The sequence below is a fragment of the Bacillus sp. FSL R5-0447 genome, assembly GCF_038606125.1.
Lineage (GTDB): Bacteria > Bacillota > Bacilli > Bacillales > Bacillaceae > Bacillus > Bacillus velezensis.
In genome coordinates this window covers 2,053,353-2,073,638 of sequence record NZ_CP152012.1, presented here as the reverse complement: position 1 = coordinate 2,073,638, position 20,286 = coordinate 2,053,353, and the positions used below count along the sequence as shown (strand labels likewise).

The 20,286-nt window shown below is 37.9% G+C and carries 32 protein-coding genes and 1 pseudogene; 4 read left to right on the top strand and 29 right to left on the bottom strand.

Going from position 1 to position 20,286, the window contains the following annotated elements; all coding sequences use genetic code 11:
• Positions 1-59: 59 nt before the first annotated feature.
• Positions 60-734 (bottom strand): hypothetical protein, encoded by a 675-nt coding sequence (locus NYE68_RS10515; protein WP_324635828.1) that lies wholly within the window; start codon positions 732-734, stop codon positions 60-62.
• A 548-nt stretch (positions 735-1,282) separates the two neighbouring features.
• Between NYE68_RS10515 and NYE68_RS10510 the strand changes: the two genes are divergently transcribed.
• Positions 1,283-1,831, top strand: a complete 549-nt coding sequence (locus tag NYE68_RS10510) for a hypothetical protein (protein WP_324635829.1) — start codon at positions 1,283-1,285, stop codon at positions 1,829-1,831.
• 548 nt (positions 1,832-2,379) lie between these two features.
• Here NYE68_RS10510 and glnA read toward each other — a convergent pair.
• The 8 genes and pseudogenes from glnA to NYE68_RS10470 form a co-directional block, all read right to left on the bottom strand.
• Entirely contained in the window at positions 2,380-3,714 is a 1,335-nt protein-coding gene (glnA, locus tag NYE68_RS10505) for a type I glutamate--ammonia ligase (protein WP_007410365.1), read from the bottom strand.
• A gap of 57 nt (positions 3,715-3,771) precedes the next feature.
• Entirely contained in the window at positions 3,772-4,176 is a 405-nt protein-coding gene (locus NYE68_RS10500) for a MerR family transcriptional regulator (protein ID WP_007410366.1), read from the bottom strand.
• 109 nt (positions 4,177-4,285) lie between these two features.
• The gene (locus tag NYE68_RS10495; RefSeq protein ID WP_007410367.1) at positions 4,286-5,551 is read right to left on the bottom strand and encodes an aminotransferase class I/II-fold pyridoxal phosphate-dependent enzyme; all 1,266 of its coding nucleotides are present in this window, start codon (positions 5,549-5,551) and stop codon (positions 4,286-4,288) included.
• Between the two features lie 16 nt (positions 5,552-5,567).
• Complete coding sequence (gene hflX, locus NYE68_RS10490) at positions 5,568-6,830, bottom strand: GTPase HflX (RefSeq protein WP_324635830.1); 1,263 nt, start codon at positions 6,828-6,830, stop codon at positions 5,568-5,570.
• A 129-nt stretch (positions 6,831-6,959) separates the two neighbouring features.
• A pseudogene (locus NYE68_RS10485) lies at positions 6,960-7,385 on the bottom strand (stage V sporulation protein K); the annotation flags it as partial.
• Complete coding sequence (locus NYE68_RS10480; protein WP_342494141.1) at positions 7,351-9,054, bottom strand: recombinase family protein; 1,704 nt, start codon at positions 9,052-9,054, stop codon at positions 7,351-7,353. The pseudogene NYE68_RS10485 and the gene NYE68_RS10480, both read right to left, overlap by 35 nt.
• Before the next feature lie 85 nt (positions 9,055-9,139).
• Positions 9,140-9,286, bottom strand: a complete 147-nt coding sequence (locus NYE68_RS10475; RefSeq protein ID WP_169061506.1) for a hypothetical protein — start codon at positions 9,284-9,286, stop codon at positions 9,140-9,142.
• Positions 9,283-9,882, bottom strand: a complete 600-nt coding sequence (locus NYE68_RS10470) for a hypothetical protein (RefSeq protein ID WP_342494140.1) — start codon at positions 9,880-9,882, stop codon at positions 9,283-9,285. Before NYE68_RS10470 ends, NYE68_RS10475 begins: the two co-directional genes overlap by 4 nt.
• Before the next feature lie 97 nt (positions 9,883-9,979).
• On the opposite strand from NYE68_RS10470, the gene NYE68_RS10465 reads away from it, so the two are divergent.
• On the top strand, positions 9,980-10,219 hold the full coding sequence (locus tag NYE68_RS10465; protein WP_342494139.1) for a helix-turn-helix transcriptional regulator: 240 nt from the start codon (positions 9,980-9,982) through the stop codon (positions 10,217-10,219).
• A 279-nt stretch (positions 10,220-10,498) separates the two neighbouring features.
• Here NYE68_RS10465 and NYE68_RS10460 read toward each other — a convergent pair whose 3' ends face one another.
• The 11 genes from NYE68_RS10460 to NYE68_RS10410 all read right to left on the bottom strand — a co-directional run bounded on the left by NYE68_RS10460 (position 10,499) and on the right by NYE68_RS10410 (position 14,901).
• Positions 10,499-11,248 carry a hypothetical protein gene (locus NYE68_RS10460; RefSeq protein WP_342494138.1) on the bottom strand — a complete coding sequence of 250 codons (750 nt, stop codon included), beginning with the start codon at positions 11,246-11,248 and terminating at the stop codon, positions 10,499-10,501.
• Positions 11,249-11,331: 83 nt separating this feature from the next.
• Entirely contained in the window at positions 11,332-11,475 is a 144-nt protein-coding gene (locus NYE68_RS10455) for a hypothetical protein (protein ID WP_265463681.1), read from the bottom strand.
• 168 nt (positions 11,476-11,643) lie between these two features.
• A complete protein-coding gene (locus NYE68_RS10450; RefSeq protein WP_342494137.1) occupies positions 11,644-12,069 on the bottom strand; it encodes a hypothetical protein in 426 nt (141 codons plus the stop codon).
• A gap of 152 nt (positions 12,070-12,221) precedes the next feature.
• Entirely contained in the window at positions 12,222-12,503 is a 282-nt protein-coding gene (locus NYE68_RS10445; RefSeq protein WP_342494136.1) for a hypothetical protein, read from the bottom strand.
• Positions 12,496-12,648 carry a hypothetical protein gene (locus tag NYE68_RS10440; RefSeq protein ID WP_116746180.1) on the bottom strand — a complete coding sequence of 51 codons (153 nt, stop codon included), beginning with the start codon at positions 12,646-12,648 and terminating at the stop codon, positions 12,496-12,498. Before NYE68_RS10440 ends, NYE68_RS10445 begins: the two co-directional genes overlap by 8 nt.
• Positions 12,649-12,681: 33 nt before the next feature.
• The gene (locus tag NYE68_RS10435) at positions 12,682-12,843 is read right to left on the bottom strand and encodes a hypothetical protein (RefSeq protein WP_326252582.1); all 162 of its coding nucleotides are present in this window, start codon (positions 12,841-12,843) and stop codon (positions 12,682-12,684) included.
• Between the two features lie 61 nt (positions 12,844-12,904).
• A complete protein-coding gene (locus NYE68_RS10430; protein ID WP_053574253.1) occupies positions 12,905-13,096 on the bottom strand; it encodes a hypothetical protein in 192 nt (63 codons plus the stop codon).
• A gap of 73 nt (positions 13,097-13,169) precedes the next feature.
• Positions 13,170-13,346, bottom strand: a complete 177-nt coding sequence (locus NYE68_RS10425; RefSeq protein WP_342494135.1) for a hypothetical protein — start codon at positions 13,344-13,346, stop codon at positions 13,170-13,172.
• Positions 13,347-13,401: 55 nt separating this feature from the next.
• The gene (locus tag NYE68_RS10420) at positions 13,402-13,707 is read right to left on the bottom strand and encodes a hypothetical protein (protein WP_342494134.1); all 306 of its coding nucleotides are present in this window, start codon (positions 13,705-13,707) and stop codon (positions 13,402-13,404) included.
• Positions 13,679-14,038, bottom strand: a complete 360-nt coding sequence (locus NYE68_RS10415) for a hypothetical protein (protein WP_342494133.1) — start codon at positions 14,036-14,038, stop codon at positions 13,679-13,681. Before NYE68_RS10415 ends, NYE68_RS10420 begins: the two co-directional genes overlap by 29 nt.
• Positions 14,039-14,070: 32 nt before the next feature.
• Positions 14,071-14,901, bottom strand: coding sequence for a metallophosphoesterase (locus NYE68_RS10410; RefSeq protein ID WP_113766125.1), 831 nt, complete (start codon positions 14,899-14,901; stop codon positions 14,071-14,073).
• Between the two features lie 162 nt (positions 14,902-15,063).
• On the opposite strand from NYE68_RS10410, the gene NYE68_RS10405 reads away from it, so the two are divergent.
• On the top strand, positions 15,064-15,276 hold the full coding sequence (locus tag NYE68_RS10405; RefSeq protein WP_053574248.1) for an alpha/beta-type small acid-soluble spore protein: 213 nt from the start codon (positions 15,064-15,066) through the stop codon (positions 15,274-15,276).
• 1 nt (position 15,277) lies between these two features.
• Here the strand turns inward: NYE68_RS10405 and NYE68_RS10400 are convergent, their stop codons facing one another.
• From NYE68_RS10400 to NYE68_RS10360, 9 genes are all read right to left on the bottom strand, one after another.
• Positions 15,278-15,529, bottom strand: a complete 252-nt coding sequence (locus NYE68_RS10400) for a hypothetical protein (RefSeq protein WP_342494132.1) — start codon at positions 15,527-15,529, stop codon at positions 15,278-15,280.
• Between the two features lie 153 nt (positions 15,530-15,682).
• Complete coding sequence (locus NYE68_RS10395; RefSeq protein WP_014417970.1) at positions 15,683-16,024, bottom strand: hypothetical protein; 342 nt, start codon at positions 16,022-16,024, stop codon at positions 15,683-15,685.
• Positions 16,021-16,155 carry a hypothetical protein gene (locus NYE68_RS10390; protein WP_014721261.1) on the bottom strand — a complete coding sequence of 45 codons (135 nt, stop codon included), beginning with the start codon at positions 16,153-16,155 and terminating at the stop codon, positions 16,021-16,023. Before NYE68_RS10390 ends, NYE68_RS10395 begins: the two co-directional genes overlap by 4 nt.
• Positions 16,155-16,514, bottom strand: a complete 360-nt coding sequence (locus NYE68_RS10385) for a hypothetical protein (protein ID WP_266055201.1) — start codon at positions 16,512-16,514, stop codon at positions 16,155-16,157. Before NYE68_RS10385 ends, NYE68_RS10390 begins: the two co-directional genes overlap by 1 nt.
• Positions 16,511-16,987: a hypothetical protein gene (locus tag NYE68_RS10380; RefSeq protein WP_342494131.1), complete on the bottom strand. Its 477-nt coding sequence runs from the start codon at positions 16,985-16,987 to the stop codon at positions 16,511-16,513. The genes NYE68_RS10385 and NYE68_RS10380 overlap by 4 nt, the downstream gene beginning before the upstream one ends.
• Before the next feature lie 11 nt (positions 16,988-16,998).
• A complete protein-coding gene (locus NYE68_RS10375) occupies positions 16,999-17,325 on the bottom strand; it encodes a hypothetical protein (RefSeq protein WP_342494130.1) in 327 nt (108 codons plus the stop codon).
• Between the two features lie 59 nt (positions 17,326-17,384).
• Complete coding sequence (locus tag NYE68_RS10370; protein ID WP_103526867.1) at positions 17,385-17,750, bottom strand: hypothetical protein; 366 nt, start codon at positions 17,748-17,750, stop codon at positions 17,385-17,387.
• Positions 17,751-17,878: 128 nt separating this feature from the next.
• A complete protein-coding gene (locus tag NYE68_RS10365; protein ID WP_342494129.1) occupies positions 17,879-18,385 on the bottom strand; it encodes a dihydrofolate reductase in 507 nt (168 codons plus the stop codon).
• Positions 18,385-19,224 (bottom strand): thymidylate synthase, encoded by an 840-nt coding sequence (locus NYE68_RS10360; protein WP_342494128.1) that lies wholly within the window; start codon positions 19,222-19,224, stop codon positions 18,385-18,387. The genes NYE68_RS10365 and NYE68_RS10360 overlap by 1 nt, the downstream gene beginning before the upstream one ends.
• Positions 19,225-19,294: 70 nt before the next feature.
• Here NYE68_RS10360 and NYE68_RS10355 point away from each other — a divergent pair, with 70 nt between their 5' ends.
• Positions 19,295-19,903: a DUF1643 domain-containing protein gene (locus NYE68_RS10355; protein WP_199022608.1), complete on the top strand. Its 609-nt coding sequence runs from the start codon at positions 19,295-19,297 to the stop codon at positions 19,901-19,903.
• Positions 19,904-20,286: the final 383 nt, after the last annotated feature.

Genomic DNA, 20,286 nt, shown 5'->3' with positions numbered 1-20,286 from the left:
TTATGTTTAAAATTCAACAACTCTGATTACTGTCAAAATTAAAAATCGTTTAAGATTGCTTAATATGATATCGAGTCTAAAACACCGTCTTCAAAGTAAAGATACTTGTTTCCTTTGTATTCCCATTGCTCCAATGTCCTTTTTTGATTTATGATCGTCTTAACTCTCAAAGGTCTTCCCCACCCATTAGTCAAAACCTCTTCCGGTGTCATTCCAATTTTCACATTTTGAGGATCTTCTGTTCGCTCATTGATTTCTTTAATTTTCTCTTCTTTCTCAATTTCATTTTCCCTATTTTCATCAGCAATTTTCTTTGATTCCTCTAGCGATTTTAATTTTTTTCTATTGCTTTCTTTGACTTTCTTAAAATTCAAACTATCATGACTTTTAACATAGATCACTTTGTCTAACATAGCGTCAATATAAGAATAAGTATAATAATTGTCAACAGATACTTCTTTGCTTTCTAAGAATTTTATTTTCTTATATGCAGAAGCAATAAAATAATAATCTTTTGTGAAATCATCATAGGAATCTCTAGTTTCTTTTATAACTTGGTCAAATTTGTTACCTTTAATTAAATTTATAAAACGCCTATCTTTATCATTCAAATTATGTTTTTTAATGTTATTATTTTCAGCTAAATTCTTGTCTGTTTTTTCAGACTCGGCTTCTTGGTTAGAGCATCCGAATAGTAAGCAAATTAAAAGTGCACTTAGTAATAATTTTTTCATTGTAGCCTCCAAACTTTTCCTATACACAGTATAACGTATTAAACATGATTAAAAAACATGATTTCGGTTGAGCTCTTACATGAATTATCTCTTCGTAGGAATACAAAAACACTATGATATGAAAGTAAAAGTACGCTCGCATAATAATTTAAGATTTTTTGTATGTACCAGTTAACCAAATTGAAAGGATTTGACCTATATTTGAGTCAAGATTTAAAAATCATTCTCACACCCAAAGGATATCTCCCCAAAGACTGTCGAACAGTTAAATCAGCAAATAAAATCTTTAGAGAAAAAGCTTAATCCCCTTAATTTAAAGACCAATATTGATGCTTCTGCTTTATTGACACTTACCAAAAACATCTCAAATCATTCAATCAAACAGTTAAAGAAACTACAACGGTTACCAGAAATGCTGATGGCACTGTTGATAAGCAACAAATTAAACACCTATCCCCTTTCTTTTGTTTTGAAGGGGGATCCTATCTTATTATTGGTTTACAAAAATCAAAACAAGAATATGTTACAATTCTTAAGAGGTGAATAGAGTGAAAAAGCTCTTCAAAGTTTTTTTATTTATTTTTATAGGTGCTGCTTTTTTAGTTTTTAACGGTTGGCATCTCTTTAATTCCTTTGCCGCTCCGGAATATTATCAAAAAAACAACATTTCTTCTTCGGATATTGCAAAATTTCAAAGAAATTTCAATATACATTTTCCAGATAAAACCCGCTTTATAAAAGCAGAAGAATATCTAACGAGTTTAGGAGGCGATGATTCGATAAAACTTTATATTTCTGTGCCTTCTAATCAAATAAAACAATTATTTGCTGATTATTCTTCCCTACCTATTCATTATAATGATACAAACTTCATTGATTACGGGGTGAATATCACAAAATCCAAGGGCGGCGATACATATATCACACTTCAAACAGCAGATGACAAAGGATATATATTTGATATAAAAAAAGACCCTGAGTGGAGTTATAAGGGTGTCACAGGAACTCAATATCTCACCACTACTGTTTTGTATAATGCTCTGTTTATTTTAATCGTATATGTCTGTAACAAAATGTATAGAAAACATAAATCTTAACCAATATCCGTATATCAATAACTCTTTAAGTCGAATAAGAAAAAGACCTCTGAATGTTGGAGATCTTTTTTAAATACTTGATTTTCATTTTTTTATTCTTATGTTCACCTATCAAACCTGGTCCAATGCAACGCAGTGCCTCAGGTGCTTAAGAAACAGCTTGTAAGATCGCTTTTGATCTGTATTATTTCTAATTCTGTCCATCACAAATTCAAGTTTTCTCCTTTTTTCATTATCTTTTTCAAACAAGCTTAACTGCTGATCAAGCAAGATCGATAAATACCCATCTTTACGATGTGCGTTGCCCCCCGTCGGTGTCCGGTATCGTGCGCCACCAGCCTTCTCTTTCTGCTGCTTTACAAGAACAAATTCGAGAATAAACCAATGTTACATGATGACTATAAGCAGGAATTCTGCTGTAGAGTTAGATTCATAACTTCAATTTTTTTTGGTCATATTTTGGTCAAGGACCAAAAATGTTGTTCTTTTAATCTTATGATCAAAACCAAAAAATCCCCTGACACCAATAGTGCCAAGGGAATGAGAGATTAATACTGAGACATGTATTGTTCGCGCTCCCACGGATGAACCTGTGTGCGGAACATATCCCATTCGATTTCTTTTGCTTCGATGAAGTGTTCGAACAGGTGCTCGCCGAGCGCTGCAACCATGACTTCGTTTGATTTGAATTCGTCGAGAGCTTCCGCCAGTGTCGCCGGAAGATCTACGATGCCGTTTTCCATGCGCTCTTCTTTGCTCATGACGTAGATGTTGCGGTCAATTGGAGCCGGTGCTTCAAGTTTGTTTTTGATTCCGTCAAGGCCTGCTGCAAGCAATACGCTTAACGCCAGGTACGGGTTTGCCGCCGGGTCTACGCTGCGGACTTCAACACGCGTGCTGATGCCGCGGGAAGCCGGGATACGGATCAGCGGGCTTCTGTTTTGCGCGCTCCATGCCACGTAGCAAGGTGCTTCATAGCCCGGAACAAGGCGTTTGTAAGAGTTCACTGTCGGGTTTGTGACAGCCGTAAAGCTTGTCGCGTGTTTTACGATACCGGCAATGAAATGTTTTGCTGTTTCACTCAGCTGAAGATCAGCGTCTTTATCAAAGAACGCGTTAACGCTATCTTTAAAGAGTGATAGGTTGCAGTGCATACCGGAACCGTTTACGCCGAACAGCGGTTTTGGCATGAATGTCGCATGCAGACCGTGTTTGCGGGCGATCGTTTTGACAACCAGTTTGAAAGTTTGGATGTCGTCACAAGAACGGATGGCACCGGCATATTTAAAATCGATTTCGTGCTGACCCGGAGCAACTTCATGGTGAGATGCTTCGATTTCAAAGCCCATTTCTTCAAGCTCAAGCACGATATCGCGGCGGCAGTTTTCTCCCAAGTCAGTCGGAGCCAGGTCGAAGTATCCGCCTTTATCGTTCAATTCAAGCGTCGGTTCGCCTTTTTCATCTAATTTAAACAGGAAGAATTCAGGCTCAGGTCCAAGATTGAAATCGCTGAAACCGAGTTCTTTCATTTCTTTCAGAATCCGTTTGAGGTTGTTACGCGGGTCACCTTCGAACGGCGTGCCGTCCGGATTGTAAATGTCACAGATGAAGCGTGCTACTTTACCTTTTTCAGCCGTCCATGGGAAGATTACAAATGTGTTCAGATCAGGGTATAAGTACATATCAGACTCTTCGATACGGACGAAACCTTCGATGGAAGAACCGTCGAACATGCATTTATTATCAAGTGCTTTTTCAAGCTGGCTCACAGGAATTTCCACGTTTTTAATCGTTCCGAGAATGTCTGTGAATTGAAGGCGGATATACTTTACGTTTTCCTCGTTTACTAATTTTACGATGTCTTCTCTTGTGTACTTTGCCATTTCGTAAAACTCCTCCTCTAAAAGGTAAATGTATATAGCAAAACAGTTGCTAACGGATTAATGAAAGAATCGGGACATGTCACCTTGGCGGAAAGTATTTCCCCGCTGGAAACGGCCTGCCTGCATCAGTTCGTTTTTCAGAAGCTTTCTGAGTTCGTCATCAGACAGATTGTGCTTCATCGGTTTGGCGGTTTTTTCGGATTTTTCTTCCGGTTCGGCAGATGCCTTATCCAGAATTTGTTTGATCCCCGCCATATTGACGCCTTGTTCAATCAGATTTTTGATTTCTAACAGTTTATCTACATCATGGAATGAAAATAATCGTCTATTTCCTTCGCTTCTCGCTGGAAATATCAATCCATTTTCCTCATAATATCGAATTTGCCGGGCAGAAAGTTCTGTTAACTGCATGACAATCCCAATTGGAAATAAAGGCATTGAGCGGCGAATGTTATCACTCATCTCAATTTCCTCCTTTTCTTATCTTAGTCTCATTATAGGTGATGTTATATTTTGTGTCAACACAATGTAAGGAATCTTAACATCAAATTCTTTGAAAATTGCAAACGGCCTAAATCAGCTCTTTTTCCATTAAAGCATTTACGGCGCTGCAAATCGCATTTTTCACGTGCGCGTAGGTTAATCCTCCTTGGACATACGCGACATAAGGCGGTCTGATGGGTCCATCTGCTGATAATTCAATGCTTGCTCCCTGTACGAAAGTGCCCGCTGCCATAATGACATCGTCTTCATATCCCGGCATATAGCTCGGATAAGGCGTCACATGCGCATTAATCGGTGAAGCATATTGTATCGCCTGGCAAAAAGCGATCATCTTATCAGGGTCCTGAAACTCAACTGATTGAATCAGATCCGTTCTCGGCGCATTCCATGCAGGGTTTGACGTAAAGCCGAGCTTTTCAAGAAAACGGGCGGTAAATACCGCTCCCTTCAAGCTTTGCGCCACTACATGCGGAGCGAGAAAGAAACCTTGATACATTTCCTGCAGTGAATAAAGCGAAGCGCCGGCTTCACTTCCGATTCCCGGGGAGGTCATCCGGTAAGAGCAGGCCTCAATCCACTTGGCTTTCCCTACAAGATAGCCGCCCGTTTTAGCAAGGCCGCCGCCCGGGTTTTTAATCAGGGAACCGGCCATAAGATCCGCTCCGACGTGGCAGGGTTCCCGCTCTTCTGCAAATTCTCCGTAGCAATTGTCCACAAAAACAATGACATCTTCTTTGATTTCCTTAACGAAACGAATCATCTCTTCAATTTCATTTATTCTGAAAGACGGACGATTCGCATATCCTTTTGAACGCTGGATGCCGATCACTTTTGTATTCGGCCGGATTGCAGCCCGGACCGCTTCAAAGTCCACTCTGCCTTCTGATGTTAAATCGACTGCATTATATCCGATTTGAAATTCCTTTAGCGAGCCTGAATACTCCCCGCCTCTTACTCCGACGATTTCCTCGAGTGTATCGTAAGGCTTGCCTGTTATATAAAGCAATTCGTCCCCGGGTCTCAGCACACCGAAGAGCGCGATTGAAATCGCATGCGTTCCGGAAATGATTTGCGGCCGCACGAGTCCCGCCTCTCCTCCGAACACATCAGCATAGATCTTCTCCAGTGTATCTCGTCCGATATCATCATAACCGTATCCGGTTGAAGGCGTAAAATGCGTATCGCTTACTTTATGTTTTCTGTAGCTTTGCAGGACTCTCCATTCATTCCGTTCACTGATTTCTTCTATTCTTTTATGAACGGCGGAGATTTCCGCTTCTGTTTCTTCGGCGGTTTTTTGTAAAAGAGCGCCATGGGTCAGTGTGTCAAACATGTTGTGTATACCTTCCTTACATGAATTTCTTCAATTCTCCGAGTATGCTTTGTTCTTCCTGTACATAACCTGAGACTTCGTAGCGTTCATTTTCTTCATTAAAATAAAGGCTGTCGATCATGGTCTCTGATTTGATGCGTGACATCAATTTGCCTTCGGCGGCAGGCACATGAACTTCATACGGCGTCAGCAGCTCCCGGCGCAAATAAGCTTCGATTTCCGCTTTTAGTTTTGCTTCATCCCCGGCGATTCTGGCGCTGATCATGATGTGGCCTTCTCCCGCTGTCGGGATGAAGTCAGGAAGTGTCTCATCACGTTTGTTATAGGCGGTCAGCACCGGAATATCATCTGCCTGAAGCTCTTTTAACAGACCGAGGACCGTCTGTTCATGCCCGGCATAATCTTCATTGGATGAATCAATGACATGAATGATCAAGTCTGCTTCCTTCACTTCCTCAAGCGTTGAGCGGAAAGCCGCAATCAGCGTCGTCGGCAAATCCTGAATGAAGCCGACCGTATCAGACAAAAGGACGCTGTAGCCGCTTGGGAGCGCCATCTTTCTCGTCATCGGATCAAGTGTTGCAAACAGCAGATCTTCTTCATAGCTGTCTGAGCTTGTTAATTGATTGAACCATGTTGATTTTCCGGCGTTGGTATAACCGACGAGTGCAGCCTGAAGCACGCCGTTCTTTTTACGTCTCTCCCGATAACGGCTTCTGTGGCGGATAACCGTTGAAAGCTGCACGTTAATTTCGTGTATGCGGTTTCTAATGTGGCGCCGGTCTGTTTCAAGCTTTGTCTCACCGGGTCCTCTCGTCCCGATTCCGCCGCCTTGTCTTGAGAGATTGATTCCTTGTCCGCTTAGACGGGGCAGCGCGTATTGAAGCTGGGCCAATTCGATCTGAAGCTTTCCTTCTCTCGTCTTCGCTCTTTTTGCGAAAATATCCAAAATAAGCTGCGTGCGGTCGATGATCTTCGCTTCAATTGCAGTGGCGAGTGATTTAAGCTGGCTCGGTGACAGTTCATCATTAAAAATGATCAGATCCGCTTCAAGCTCTTCACACAGCGCCTTCAGCTCGTCTACTTTCCCCTTGCCTATATATGTAGCGGCATCCGCTCTGTTCCGTTTTTGCGTAATCCGGGTCAGCACCGTTCCGTCAGCCGTTTTTGTCAATGAAGCAAGCTCTTCCATGGAATGTTCAAAGTGCTCATCTGTCATGTGCGGAAGCTGGCAGCCGACCAAAATGACCGTTTCTTTTTTTCCTTCCTGTTCGTTCAAATGGATGTTCCTTTCTGTGTCGTATTGGGCAGTAGTACTATCATACCAAACCCGCAGGGCGTATACCACACATCCGGCGGGTTTTAAAGAGAGAAATAAAAAAGAGACCCCTCAAACCGGCTGAGAGGTCTATTCGTGAGCTGCCGCCTCATCTTTTATAAGTAAATCCTGGCTCTTGATCGTCATTAAATCGTTTTTTAAGTATTGGTCTCCCATTAAAAGTCTCATGGCCTGAGCGCGGATTGATTTTTCAATCACGTTTCTGACAAAGCGCCCGTTGCTGAATTTAATGGGGCTTGTCGTGCTTTTCACTGTCATTAAGTAATCTTTTAACTTCCACTCGGCTTCCTGGCTTAATTGATACTCCCGCTCTGCTATCATGCGCTTTGCGATGTCCATCAGCTGAGTGACAGAGTAATCCGGAAAATCAATGCTGATAGGGAAACGCGATTGCAGGCCGGGATTTAATGACAGGAAATGTGTCATTTCTCTCGAGTACCCTGCCAGGATCAGAATAAATTCATGCTGTTTGTCTTCCATATGCTTGAATACGGTTTAATCTTTTATGTTGATTATCAGAAGCCTCTTCCGTTTCACCCTCAGTAAAATCAACTGTTTGACTCCTGTCCTCATTTAGTGTTTTGTTCTTCCAAACAACCTCCATATGATCGTCATCATACAATGTGACCTTCTCAATGAAAAAGTCTAAGAAATTTCTTTTTTCACTCATTGATAAATCCTTGTCAACCATCTCTGCAAATGAATTCATGTACTTGATTGTTTGTTCGTTTCTGTCCTCCACTTTCTTGTTTGCATTTAACTGCGATTGCAGTATTTCTAATTCATTTTCAACATGTTCTTTATTTAGCTCTAATGGCCGTGTTAATTCATCGAACATACTTTCTTTTATTTTTCCTTTACCAAAGAGGATTACGTAATTGGCTATTTCGGAATCGATTTCCTCATGTTGTTTTTGTAACCGATTAATCTTGATTTTTATGTCCTCAATACTTTTTTCATTAGATGCTTCTTCTAAGAATTGATCCAAGAATTTTTTCGGATTCTTAATCAGTTTCTTAAACCATTTCCAAAAAACTTCGTCTACAATGTCTACTCTCCAGTTCTTTCCTTTGCATTTAAATAGTTCTTTGCCATTTTGATATGCTTTTATGCTTTTATTACAACATGAATAATACTTATAAATGCCTGATTTCGTTTTTGACGTTATTCCGGATCCGCAAGACCCGCCACAACGACCACATACCGCTTTTCCTTTTAATAAGTAATCTCGTGTTGATCGACTTCTTCCTTTGAAATTCGCTTTTAATTGTTTAATGATTTGATCTCGGGTCTCATGATCCCACATTGGAGGAATTTTAATAAGAATCCATTCATCTTTAGGTGTTGCAATTTGCTTTTTCTTGCCGTTTACTTGAACCACTTTTGACTTACCGTAATAAAAGTCTCCAGTGTAGTCTTCATTTTGTAGCATCCTGCTTACCGTAGACTGGAACCACGTTTTACCATTCGGAGCTGCCACGCCCCTTCTGGAAAGTTCTTTGGCAATTTCATTTGAAGATAATTTTTTATTTAGCAACATATCCTTCATCTCTAACAATATTTCTTTTTCCTCTTCATTGTACTCTGGAAGGTCTGTTACCGTATTAAACTTGTAACCGTACAACCTTTTAAATGAAGGAAACTCACCTTTCTTTGCTTTTGCAAGGCGTCCACGTTTTGAGTTTGCATGTATTTTCGCTTTGTTGTATTGGGCAATAGATCCTTGAATGTTGTACATTAGCATTGATTCAGGATCATTTGGATTCACTTCAAACTCGATAAACTCAATATCAACGCCCATCCCCCAGATTCTCCGTGAAATAACCCCTTGTAAAGTGTTATCCCTTGTTAAGCGATCTGGGTGAAGAACTAAAAATTTCTTACCTAATCCCTTTTGGAGTAAATAAAGAGCATGATTTAGAGCCGGTCTATTAGGATCATCGCCCATTCCACCTGGTTCAACTAAAGCAATCAGCTCACTGTCCTTGTAACCGAATTTGCTCATAGCCCTTTCTTTGCACCTATCCAACTGTGACTCAATTGAGAAACCTTTTTTAGCTTGATCTGTGGTTGATACCCTTGCATAAATTAGTGCATTTACTTTTCCAATGAGGGACATAATCTGCTCAGTATTTAATTTTTGGTCACCTTTTAATATAAGCAATGGTCATCTTTCCCCCTATTGTTTAATCTTTTACGTCTGTACATGTTAAGAAGTATACCATCATAATCGACGGTATACTTAAGTCTTAAGCTTTTTTGTACTTGTACATAAGCATTGCAGCAAAATCATAAAACTCCTTGCCCCCCATTACCTCATCAATCCATTCACACACACTCTCTGTTACTTCTGTGGTTACTTTGTAATTCTCTGGGCACTCTTTTCGCTTGCTCATTGATGTATCACCCCTATTGATGACTTGCCATCAATGTATGATTTATTGGGGTTGTCCAATGCATTGGATTTCTTAATCAAATCATCGCAAAGCTTGTTTAAATAATATGTATAGTTAACTTTTTTCTTCATCGAACGGACTTCTGTGCCGATCTCTTCGCAAATTGCAATTGGAATGCTGGCTTTGTTTACTTTGTTCTTATATGTATGTTTCAATTGTTTTTCAGCTATGTTCTTATATGTAAGGAAATCATTGATATGTACGAAATAAACTTTATTTTCTGGCTCTCTAAATTGAAACAGAAACCCAGGGATTACGTTTGGATATTGAGTGGCCTCTTTTAAGTGTTTAATCTGTTGTGGTTTGATGATCTTTTCACTGAAGGATACAGACTTATCCTTTGTTGATTTAAGCTCAAAGGGGAACAAGTATCCCTTAAAGAACAGAAAGCAATCATATTTGTTTTTTGATACTGCAGCTCCCCCTTTTAAAAACACTGGATTTACATCTTTAATTCTGTAAAAGAACAGCTTTTGATCTGCAGCTGATTTTTCTATATTTGCTTCAAAGACTTTGCCTTGGTTTGTACCTGCCAATCAATCACTCTCCTAAAATATTGAAACCAAAATTGAAATTAGAATAAACCTTTGCTACACTGTTTTATGTTAATTAATATTGAAAGAAGTGTTCGAAATGAAGCAATGGACGCCCCTGCGCCCTCGTTTAAATGAATTAATGTTTGAATATGACCTCACAGTTGATGACCTTTTCAAACGTACAGGATACCCCAGACAACGTATCCACGATTATATAAGTGGAGCTAAAGCAAATATGAACTTAGCTACGGGCATGACTTTTGCTGATGCCATTGGTTGCTCAATTGAAGATCTGTACGAATGGAACCATGAAGAAAGAAGAAAAGTTAAATCTTAATCCCTTTCCGAGCCCATCTGATTTCCTGCATCAATTCTTCATTGTTATCTGAAAGGTTGATTAGGTTACGGTGGGCTCTTTCGTATTCTTTGTTCTCGAGAGCTTCTTTCACCGTACCCATTTGTCTTTCCATTTTGTTGAACAGTATTTGAATGTTCTTAAAGTGTTCGGTTATTATCCTCCACCTCCAATTATCTAGTCTTATTTTATTTTTATCTTAAAATTAGTTTTAATCTAACTTGTAAATTGTCACTTCGTAGTACTCGAAGACGGATTCGATCATTTAATCCCTCCCAATAATAACCCTAGTTGGCTTTTTAAAGTTCTTAGCTCATCTTCTAATTTATTCACTCTATGTTCTAATGCATTTTTATGTAAATGTTCTCCTTTAGCAACCGCTGTCTCTAACTCTTTACTAAGACGCTTTTTTAGTGGCAGTTTGTTGTTCCAATTGTTGTACCATCTGTTGCTGATAAATCTAGTTTCCATACCTAAAATATCAGACAAATTTTTATGTAAGCTTTTTAGTGTTTTCCCTTCCTGAAGACCACGTTCCGTGTAATCGAAAACTAAGTCTTCGAGTTCTTGACTCCATTCAATACTTGTAATGTTATTGTTTCTTGAATATCGAACAACGGGAAGATTTTTATTATGCACTGCTTTTCTTATTTGAACTGCAATAGCAGAATCTTTTAATAATAAGCCAATTCTCAGGACTGCTGTCGGAGAAAAGATTTCTAATGAATAAGAACTGTCATCATATTCACTTCTGTCTGATAAATATGCTTGCTTAAATGCGATTAATCCCTTACCAGTTAATACTTCTAATCCATTTTCTTGTAATTCGCGCTTGTAGATTTTCACCAATGTTTTAATTTCATAATCTTTGACCTCAAAGTAATTTGCTACCATGCTTCTTGTCATGCTTTCCCCATCTTCTAAAAATTGCATATCTTTAACTTTGGTTAAAATGTTAACTTCTGCTCCGTATTTATCTCGTTCTTTCTTTGTTTTAAATGGTACGTACATCCTTTACACTCCTTTATTCTTCTATATAAAAGACCGATTTTATTTAAATATCTTACCTACCCTTGGAATGCTCTTCATAATCTTCATTTGATGTCTTCAGTATCTTCCATTACCAAGAGCTTATATTGCTCCCATGTAAGTCCCAAGTACTGGTGTAATTTTAAATCAGTATCGCTCTTATGCCATTCATCAATTAACTGATCAATATTTTCTTTTGTGAGTTTCATTGAAATAACCCTCCCCAAATCACTCCTGCCGCAATGGCAACAATGAATACTGAAACAAATTTTAATACACCAATATACACTGCAAATTTAATATCCCCTTGGGAATCCATATTTGCTAATAACACAAGCCCAAATGCAACGAACAAAATCCAAGCCGTAACGATCAGATCACTCGCCCCCTTTGATTAACTGGTTACAGATATTAATATATTCTTGAATACTATTAATAATCGTGATGATACAGCTCCTTACCTCTTCTGGTTCTTTAAAATCCATCTCACATTTAAGACAGTATTCATCGAACTCAATCATTGCAAGAAATTGATCATTACTTGGTAAATTTTCAAAATCAATTTTCTTTAATCTTGGGATGCCCTTTCCCCTAATCCATTCAATGAAGGAATAATCAACATGGTTTTTTGCTGCCGCGATTTTTAAAAACTCGTGAATATCAGAAGAGTTCTTAATATTGAAATAAATTTGCAGACTCTCCTTCATGAGATCAAATAATCGCAAAAGAGCTCCATTAATTTTATTGCCTGGTTTAACTTCAAAGTCTATATCAAACCATTTTGCAGAGTTTTCATTGTTCATTTAATCCCTCCAAGAATCATGTTTTTCATTAACAGTTAGTCGATCCCTATTTCTCTTGGTGTTTTGTTCAGCTAAATTTAATAATGCCTTTCTAGACTTTTCGTCATTAAAGACCTCTTCAAGATTTAATAGGCGTGTCCGTTGTTCCTTTGTCATTGCTTGAGTATTAAGTCAGTAACTTTATTGTTGTTTGCGGCTTTTCTAAATGCGTAGTATTTGGGCGGATTATAAGACTTAAACCATTTTTCAACTTTAATTGGTGACAATTGCCCAAAGCCAAACTTGATTAGTGCTGCCTTTTTGCTTTCCGGATGATTCATTATCTGTTCATATATAGTCAAGGGTTCGGTTAGTTCACTAGACACTTTGAAACCCTCAATTAGAGAACCGTTATTAAAATGAATATTTACCTTTGTGCCCGATCCATTATCCATGACTGGTTAACCCCCTTAAGCGTTCGACTTCAGCAACCAACCACTCTGCATAACTAATGTGAATTTTCATCACCTTGGTCGATCCAGCTTGCCGAGACATTACTTCAACGAATTGCTTAATTTCTTCAAATTCAATTTCTTTCATTGAGGTTTATCCCTTCTAAATGAAATCAACATTTTAATCTGTTGTAATCGTAAATGACCCATCATCTTCATCTAGAGTAATAACAATTTCACGAATACCATTGATACAGTCCCTAAATTCTAGCATTTCCCTTCCGAGTTTCTGAATTGATTTAGCCAACTCCTCCGGTGTATTTGCTCCTCTTTGCATACTCATTATTAATTCCCCCTCTCACACTTATGAGGTTCTTCTTTCATTATTTCAGACACAGATGCTCTTAGTTGGTTAGCGATAAATTTACCTGCTGACTGTTTGCAAACTCTAAAGCAATTTTGCTTTTGGGTAAGCATTCAATAATGTCTTCAGCTTGTTCTAATCTAATGTTTTCAAGTTTGCCAAATTCTCGCAAAGACCAAATTTGATTGTTTAAATATATTGCATATTGATGTAGCCAAAACATTTCATTCATTTTATTCCTCCTATAAAGTCAGACGACCCCAACCTTAATTTCCCTTTACAAATTAAGTAAGCATTTTATGCATTCACAGCAAAAGTCCAATTTTTACATCATCGACGTAATCAAGGTCAAGTGTCAGTGTTTCACCTATTCTCAAACCCAACGAGTTTTCACTGTCGTTTTTAATTATGATATGCCCTGAGTCAAAGTTGATATTTGCAACTTCAAACCATGAATTATTGTATAATGCTTTTCCAGTCATAATAGTAATCCCTCTCTTCCGTATAAAATTAGAAAAATCAACTTTTTATTAATTTTCACTTTTCAAACTCATCCAGGTTGATTCCATAAATGATTTTAATCCAATCTTTAATTATATGATCCCATCCTCCAAGAAGGCCATTCCACGCTAGAACATCTCTAAACACTTCTGAGTTCGTCATTTCTAAAATTTCTTTATCCATGGTATCGTCTTTCTTATCTAAACCCTCTCTCTGTCTTACATACTGAATAATAGTAATTGGGTACTTTTCTTCTAACAGTTTGTGTAATCCATTATCATTTCCCCTCTCTGGATAAAATCGAAAAAACATTTTATTTTGAAACGTATTCGCAGCGCCCATCGGCTATCTTTTTCAATAAGAATCTCTGTCCCCAAATACCCCATACATCTCTATTCCCTGTATGCCACCCACCGTCGCTTGTATAATAATGGTCAAAGAACAACATATTTTCTTCTTCTTTTGTCAATTCAACCAAAGGAAAGTTAAAACCCTTCGGGAAAGAATTTAAGACCTCTTCTAATGTTTCATATTCAGGATGTAAAGGACGTGCATGTGAAGGTACTTCTCCAAATTTGTTTACACCCAATGAATTATATGACCCATTAGGATTCTTATAAATAATCCATGATTCAACTCTATTTCGAATCTTCTTCTTTATTCTCTTATTCAATTTAATCTCTCCTTTTTAATAAAATTAGAATTTCATTTGATCTCAAATGTCTTTAGCTCAAACGTTTTATACGTGTCAACTTCATTACCAGGTACCTCATTTACTCGTGGATACATATCGTAGTCATACGGATACCCAATGCAATTCATGTGAAAGCTCGTTCCTTCTTTATCAAACTCAGCTTGTAAATGATCGTGTCCACAAACCCAATGTTCAGCATTAATGAATGGCAAATCGACCATATAGCAGCTGTTAGGCTCAAATGGTGAATATGGATTGTGAACAGGAGGGACATGCGAAACAAATACATCAATGTGAGAGTTTTCAAGAGTGTCATACCAGTCCATTGACTCTTTCCACATTGCTCTTACCCCATCTTCTTTGCTGTATCCATTAAGGCTGATATAGTTTGAATCATTTGAGACTCCTTTGAAGAAATCCCACCCTTTATTTCCTTTAGGAAGATACCACATGACATCTCCAGCAAAGACTTTACCTTTGTATGTATCCGTTGACTTTATCAATGGAGTGACATTCTTGATATCTGCAGCCTTTTGAATTAGATCATTTAACCTTCCCAATGAATCTGAATATTTTCGTTGCTGATTTTTGCTGAGTAAATAAAGATCATGATTGCCATATGTGAAATAAACCTTTTCATATTGCTTTGCTACTTCATCCAGTACCCACAGTGTTTGCTGATTCCACTCAGTAAAGTCACCGGCAATGATTAATACCTCTCCATTTCCATTTGATATTAACCTTCTAACAATTTCCCTTGTTCGCCTTTCCCATTTGAGTTGGTTATTGTTCCAAGGAATCCAGTGGTTAATATGAAGATCTGAAACATAATCGATTTTCATTTTATCTCCCTTTCTCCATGTTTAAGTGCGTGCCAATTCATGCTCCATGACCAATAGTCATTTAAATCACCTCACTTCAAATTTAATGTGTATATTTTCAAATCATCTCCACACACTACAATTGAACAAACTTGTTTACATACTACTTTAGGAGATGATCATATGGCTCAACAAAACAGATCAAACAACAGCAATGAATTACTTGTGCCTCAAGCTGCTGGTGCCCTTGAACAAATGAAGTATGAAATTGCTTCTGAGTTTGGTGTTCAGCTGGGAGCAGACACAACAAGCCGAGCAAACGGCTCAGTAGGTGGAGAAATCACAAAACGTTTGGTTCGCATGGCTCAGCAAAGCATGAATGGTCAATTTCATTAATTTATGAGGGGATTAATCCCCTCTTTTTTACGCTCCTCTTCCAAATCCGTAAAGTACTACTGGCATTGTATTCACCTCCTTTAGTGAACAAGTGTACTTCGTCTAACCAGCGAAGTTTTCTTCTTTGGTCTTTTATGTATACGTTGTTATCAGTACGCAAGCCATCATTAATTCTATTTTGTATGTCTGTCTTCAGGTTCTCTAAGCTTTCTATTGGTAATTTTTCTAGACTAAATTTATATGATTGATTCATTTTAATAGCCTCCAGCAAAAACAAGTGAAATTATCAATAACCAAAAGACTGCTCCAGAAACAGCAAGAAAGCTTATTGCAATACTCACAAACTCTTGAAAATCATTCTTCAACGACTCTTTCACTGCATCACCTTCTCTTTAAAATACAGATTTCATAAAGAATTAAGTCCAGCACAGTAATTGCAAAACGCTACTCCGTTGTTAGTTGCCCAATCTTCCCCCAATTCATCGCCACACTCAGCGCATCGGCAGCTCGATATTACTTCGTTTAGAAAAGTAATGTGATCGAGTAGCGACGGAATATCTTGGCGGGCGTTTGCGATGAAATTTGCGTCCTCTTCATCCGTTGTTTGTGCAGTCAGTAATCCGCCAATTGTTCCGATATTATTTAATCCGTTTGGTGATTGCTTCCCGATTCGCCACGGGCCTTCCGTAGCCTTCTCCGAACGCTTTCGGATTACTTCGAGTTGATCTTTCGTCAATTTATCGATCATCTTGTGGCCTCCTCTTGTAATGCTTCGATTTCGTAAATAAGGCACCAAACGTGATGATAAAGGTGTTCAGGTACGCCGAGCTTCAGCGCTGCTATTGAATCGTTTAATTCATACGGTGCTGGTCGCTTCATCAAGCATTCACCCCTTCGATTTCGATTCCGAGAAGGTCAAGTGTATTGCGTATTCCGGTTAATACTCCAGCATTATGGCGTTTAGCTTCAATATCCCCTGCTACATACCTCTCATCCCGCGATCTTTTTATATGCTCATAATAGTCCCGCAGTTTTTCCTCAGGTGTCGGTTCAGATTCATAACCGTTAATTAATGCAGCAGCTAATGTTAATAAATCAAGATTATATAAACAACCGCTTTTATTATCGCCAACTGTTAAGCTATCATTTGTATATGATAGCAATATTCCTTCATCGCTCAATCTTAATCGGAGTTCTTCTATAGCCTCTGCCTGTTCCTTCGTGATTGTCGGCTTCATTTTAACGCCTCCTCTAAGTCATCTAGTTCTTCTTTCGCAAAGTGTCGCCATTCCGGCATTAAGTCGTCCATAAGTGATACGTTTAAAGCGAATGACTTCACAAGCATTCCGACCAACTTCTGACGGTCTTCTTTCAATCGCCTGTTATCCGCGCTCAAATCCATAAGCTCTTGCCTGATGCGGCATAATTCTTTTGACATTGCAAATATATTCCGGGGCATGTCATTCTTCAATCGTTCATTCTCTGCAATAGTCTCAGCTAATGCACAGCGCAAAGACTTGTTATCCTCGACAACCTTCTCAACCTCTGAATGAAAGGCTTTATACTCTGATGTCTTCTGCTTCACTAGTTCTTGTATCTCCTGTATTTTCTGTATCTCGTTATTACGATCGCATATAGGTCGGCCGTTTTTATCTTGCATCGCTCTAACAGCCTTTTCAATTTGATCTGAAAAGCTTGTGTTGTTATTCACGCGATACACCTCTAAGTTAAATTTATTTGATTCTCAATTTCCTCAATAAACGCTGCTAAAGCTTCTTCATTAACCATTACTTGTCCATCCTGGACTTTGACGATTTCTTTCATTCGTTCATCCATAACTCTAAATGATTCTACTTCCTCAATGGTTAATACTTCTCTGTATTTTTTTATGTAAAGAAGAATATTTTTAAGGTATCCGATCTCCCCAATTTTGTGGAGATTGGAATCTTCTTGTTCCACTTCTAGCCGGAGTAAAGCTGCGTCCTTTTCTAAAACATCAATTTCAAGCTGTTCTTTCTTTGACAACAATTCTCGCTCTTTTTGTTGCAATTAATCACCTCCTTATAAGGATTCAATATGTATTCACAAGGTGAATGTGGATCATGTCTTTAAACTGATTCATACTTTAAATGCTTGTTTTTCTTTTTGCTAATTTTATATTCGGCAATCTTCAGTGATTCAAGAGTCCATCCATTATTGTTTAAGCTTCCGAAAAGTGTGTTCAATAATTGGAGCTCTTGTTTTAAGCTTCTTCGCTTTCTCAATATCTTTTGACCTTTTAACGAAAGGTGATATCCCTCTGAAGCATTAAATTTGTCCTCTTCTAGCTTGTGATAAAATTCATTGAGCTCTTTATCAACTTTCCCTAGCTCTTTATAAAGGTTGTCAATTTCATTTTGAATTCGTTGTTTAGTCTCCTCAATTGCTACAAGAGGTTTGGAAATGGAAACAAGATAATCTGTTGCAGTTTTCATATCGTCACTCCTATTTAATTATTTTATTTTTATTCTAAAAGTATGTAAAAAAAGACAAGCTTTTAACTTGTCTTTATCTTATCATTCAACTTCTCAAAAGTCTATAACTATTTTATTTTTACTCTTAATTATTTTGTGTAAGTCACAAAAGAATAGTTAAATGTGGTATTGTTTTGTGCTTTTCTGTGATCCTTTTCAATTACTCTCCAATCATCATTTAACCTTGGAAAATATGAATCTGCCTTTTCAGCAACTGAATCAACAATCGTCAAATAAACCTTATCAGCATGTGGTAAGAATGCCTCGTAAATAGCGCCTCCTCCAATAACCATTACTTCTTCATCTGTATCCAATTGTCCTCGTATGAGCTTTAATACATCGTTAACCGAATGATAAACAAATGAAGAGAGATCAGGCTTGAAATCCTTATTTTTGGTCAGTATGATATTCTTTCGGTTTTGAAGTGGCTTTCCTGTAATGTTTACGATTGATTCGTATGTGAGTCTCCCCTGAATACACAACTTTCCTGTTGTGAGTTCTTTAAAACGTTTCATATCGTCAGGAATATGGTAAAGCAAATTATTTTCATACCCAATGGCCATTGATTTATCGCAGCAAGCAATAAGAGATAGCATTATACCGCTACCTCAAAGTAAAGCTTGTCTCCATGCTTATAATTAATCAGTTTGAAATCGTCAATTGTGAAATCATAAAAATCCTTCACATCTGGATTAATCCATAGCTCAGGTGCTTCATATTGCTCTCTGTCTATTTGAATTTTCAAATTTTCGATATGGCGAGTGTATACATGACAATCTCCTATATTGAAGATGTACTCACCTAGCTCATAGCCAGTAACTTGAGCGATCATACGCTGCAATACATTGTACTGGAACACATTAAACGGATTCCCGAGCGCGAGATCATTACTGCGACAGAAAACTTCTAGGTGTAGCTTCCCACCTTTCACAAGCCATTGAGTGCCATAAACACAGGGCGTCAATGCCATCGAGTCTAATTCATCTGGATTCCAAAGCGTTGTAATATGCCTACGGGAAGACGGGTTGTTTTTTAACTGATGGAGAAGATAATCAACCTGGTCAACCTTTTCACCGTTTAGCATTCTGTTCTTTTTACCAAGCTGATAGCCATATGCATTACCTATCGTATTGTCTTCTTGTTTCCATTGATCCCAAATATGTACGCCCATCTTGTTTAATTCGTTCACATTATTTGATTTAAGCTGCCAGATCCAAAGTAATTCCTTGATTGCTGTTTTCCAGGCGACTTTTTTAGTCGTTAAAATCGGTACTTCGGAATTATCAAACCGCATTTGCTTACTGATTACACTGAGTGTATGTGCCGGTGCCCCATCTGTATCCCATTTGGTTCTGACATCGAATTCTTCGTCTGATACTCCATTATTAATTATGTCATTTATGATTGTGTTGTACTGCTTATCAAATTGACTCATATTTTCCTTCCTTTCAATTCCATCGTTTGGTAAAATATTCTTGCCCACGTAATGGAAAGAGGTGATCTTTTTGTCTGTTTACAAATACAAGCCAGCGGTGGTTAAAGAAGTACTGGAATGTAAAACCGAAAGATTAACAGACTCAATTGAAGCAAGATATTGTTTATCAATAAAGCTTAATAATAATTTAGACTCTTCATATGTGTTTATTATGTTAAATCCAAGTATTGCTGACAAAGAAGTATCAGACCTCACTATAACTAAGTTATGTAATTTTAGCCACTCATTAAATGAAGTTGGATCCATTCATATTGTCAATCTCTATCCTTTTTACGAAACAAACTCAGCAGAATTGTCCTCAATAATTCATAAGCTTCAAAAAGCGGACAGGAGTCTGTATGAAACTGCTGTTAAGACTAATCATCAAATTATAGCTAATTTAGCTAAAGAATCTAAAAAGGTAATCTTTGCTTGGGGTGATTGTCCAAAGCGATTCGATAAACGAAGTTTTAATAAGCAATGCCAAGATGTTAAACAACTCCTAAAAGGAATAAATAAAGACGAGGCATTTGTTATCAAAACCCATTACAACAGGCTTCTCACAGTTAAGAATTCACCAAGACATCCCTCTAGACCTGGGCTTAAATGGCTCGAACCGTTTCATGAATTAGACGCCTAAATGAAACGACCAATAATAAAGTTAATCACGAAGACAATATTACCGCAAACAAAAAGCATGTACACGAACTTGTTTTGTTTATTGTTTGAGTCACCGTCCAAAACATCAAGAATTTTAAACATTGTTAAACCGGTATATATTAAAGCAAAAGCTGTCCAAGCTAACATTAGCAAGTTACCGTGCGTAATTAATCCAATAGTAGCCAAGGGGATAATGAACGAAATCCCCTTGAATAATGTAATGACATACACTAGGTTCTTATTTTTCTTCAGTTCTTTATACGGTGAATTAGAAAGCATATGTGTAACTTTAGCGTATACGTTCTGTTCTCCTCGAGTAACTAATCTAATTTCATTAATGTTTAGTGCAAAAAAGTATGCTGC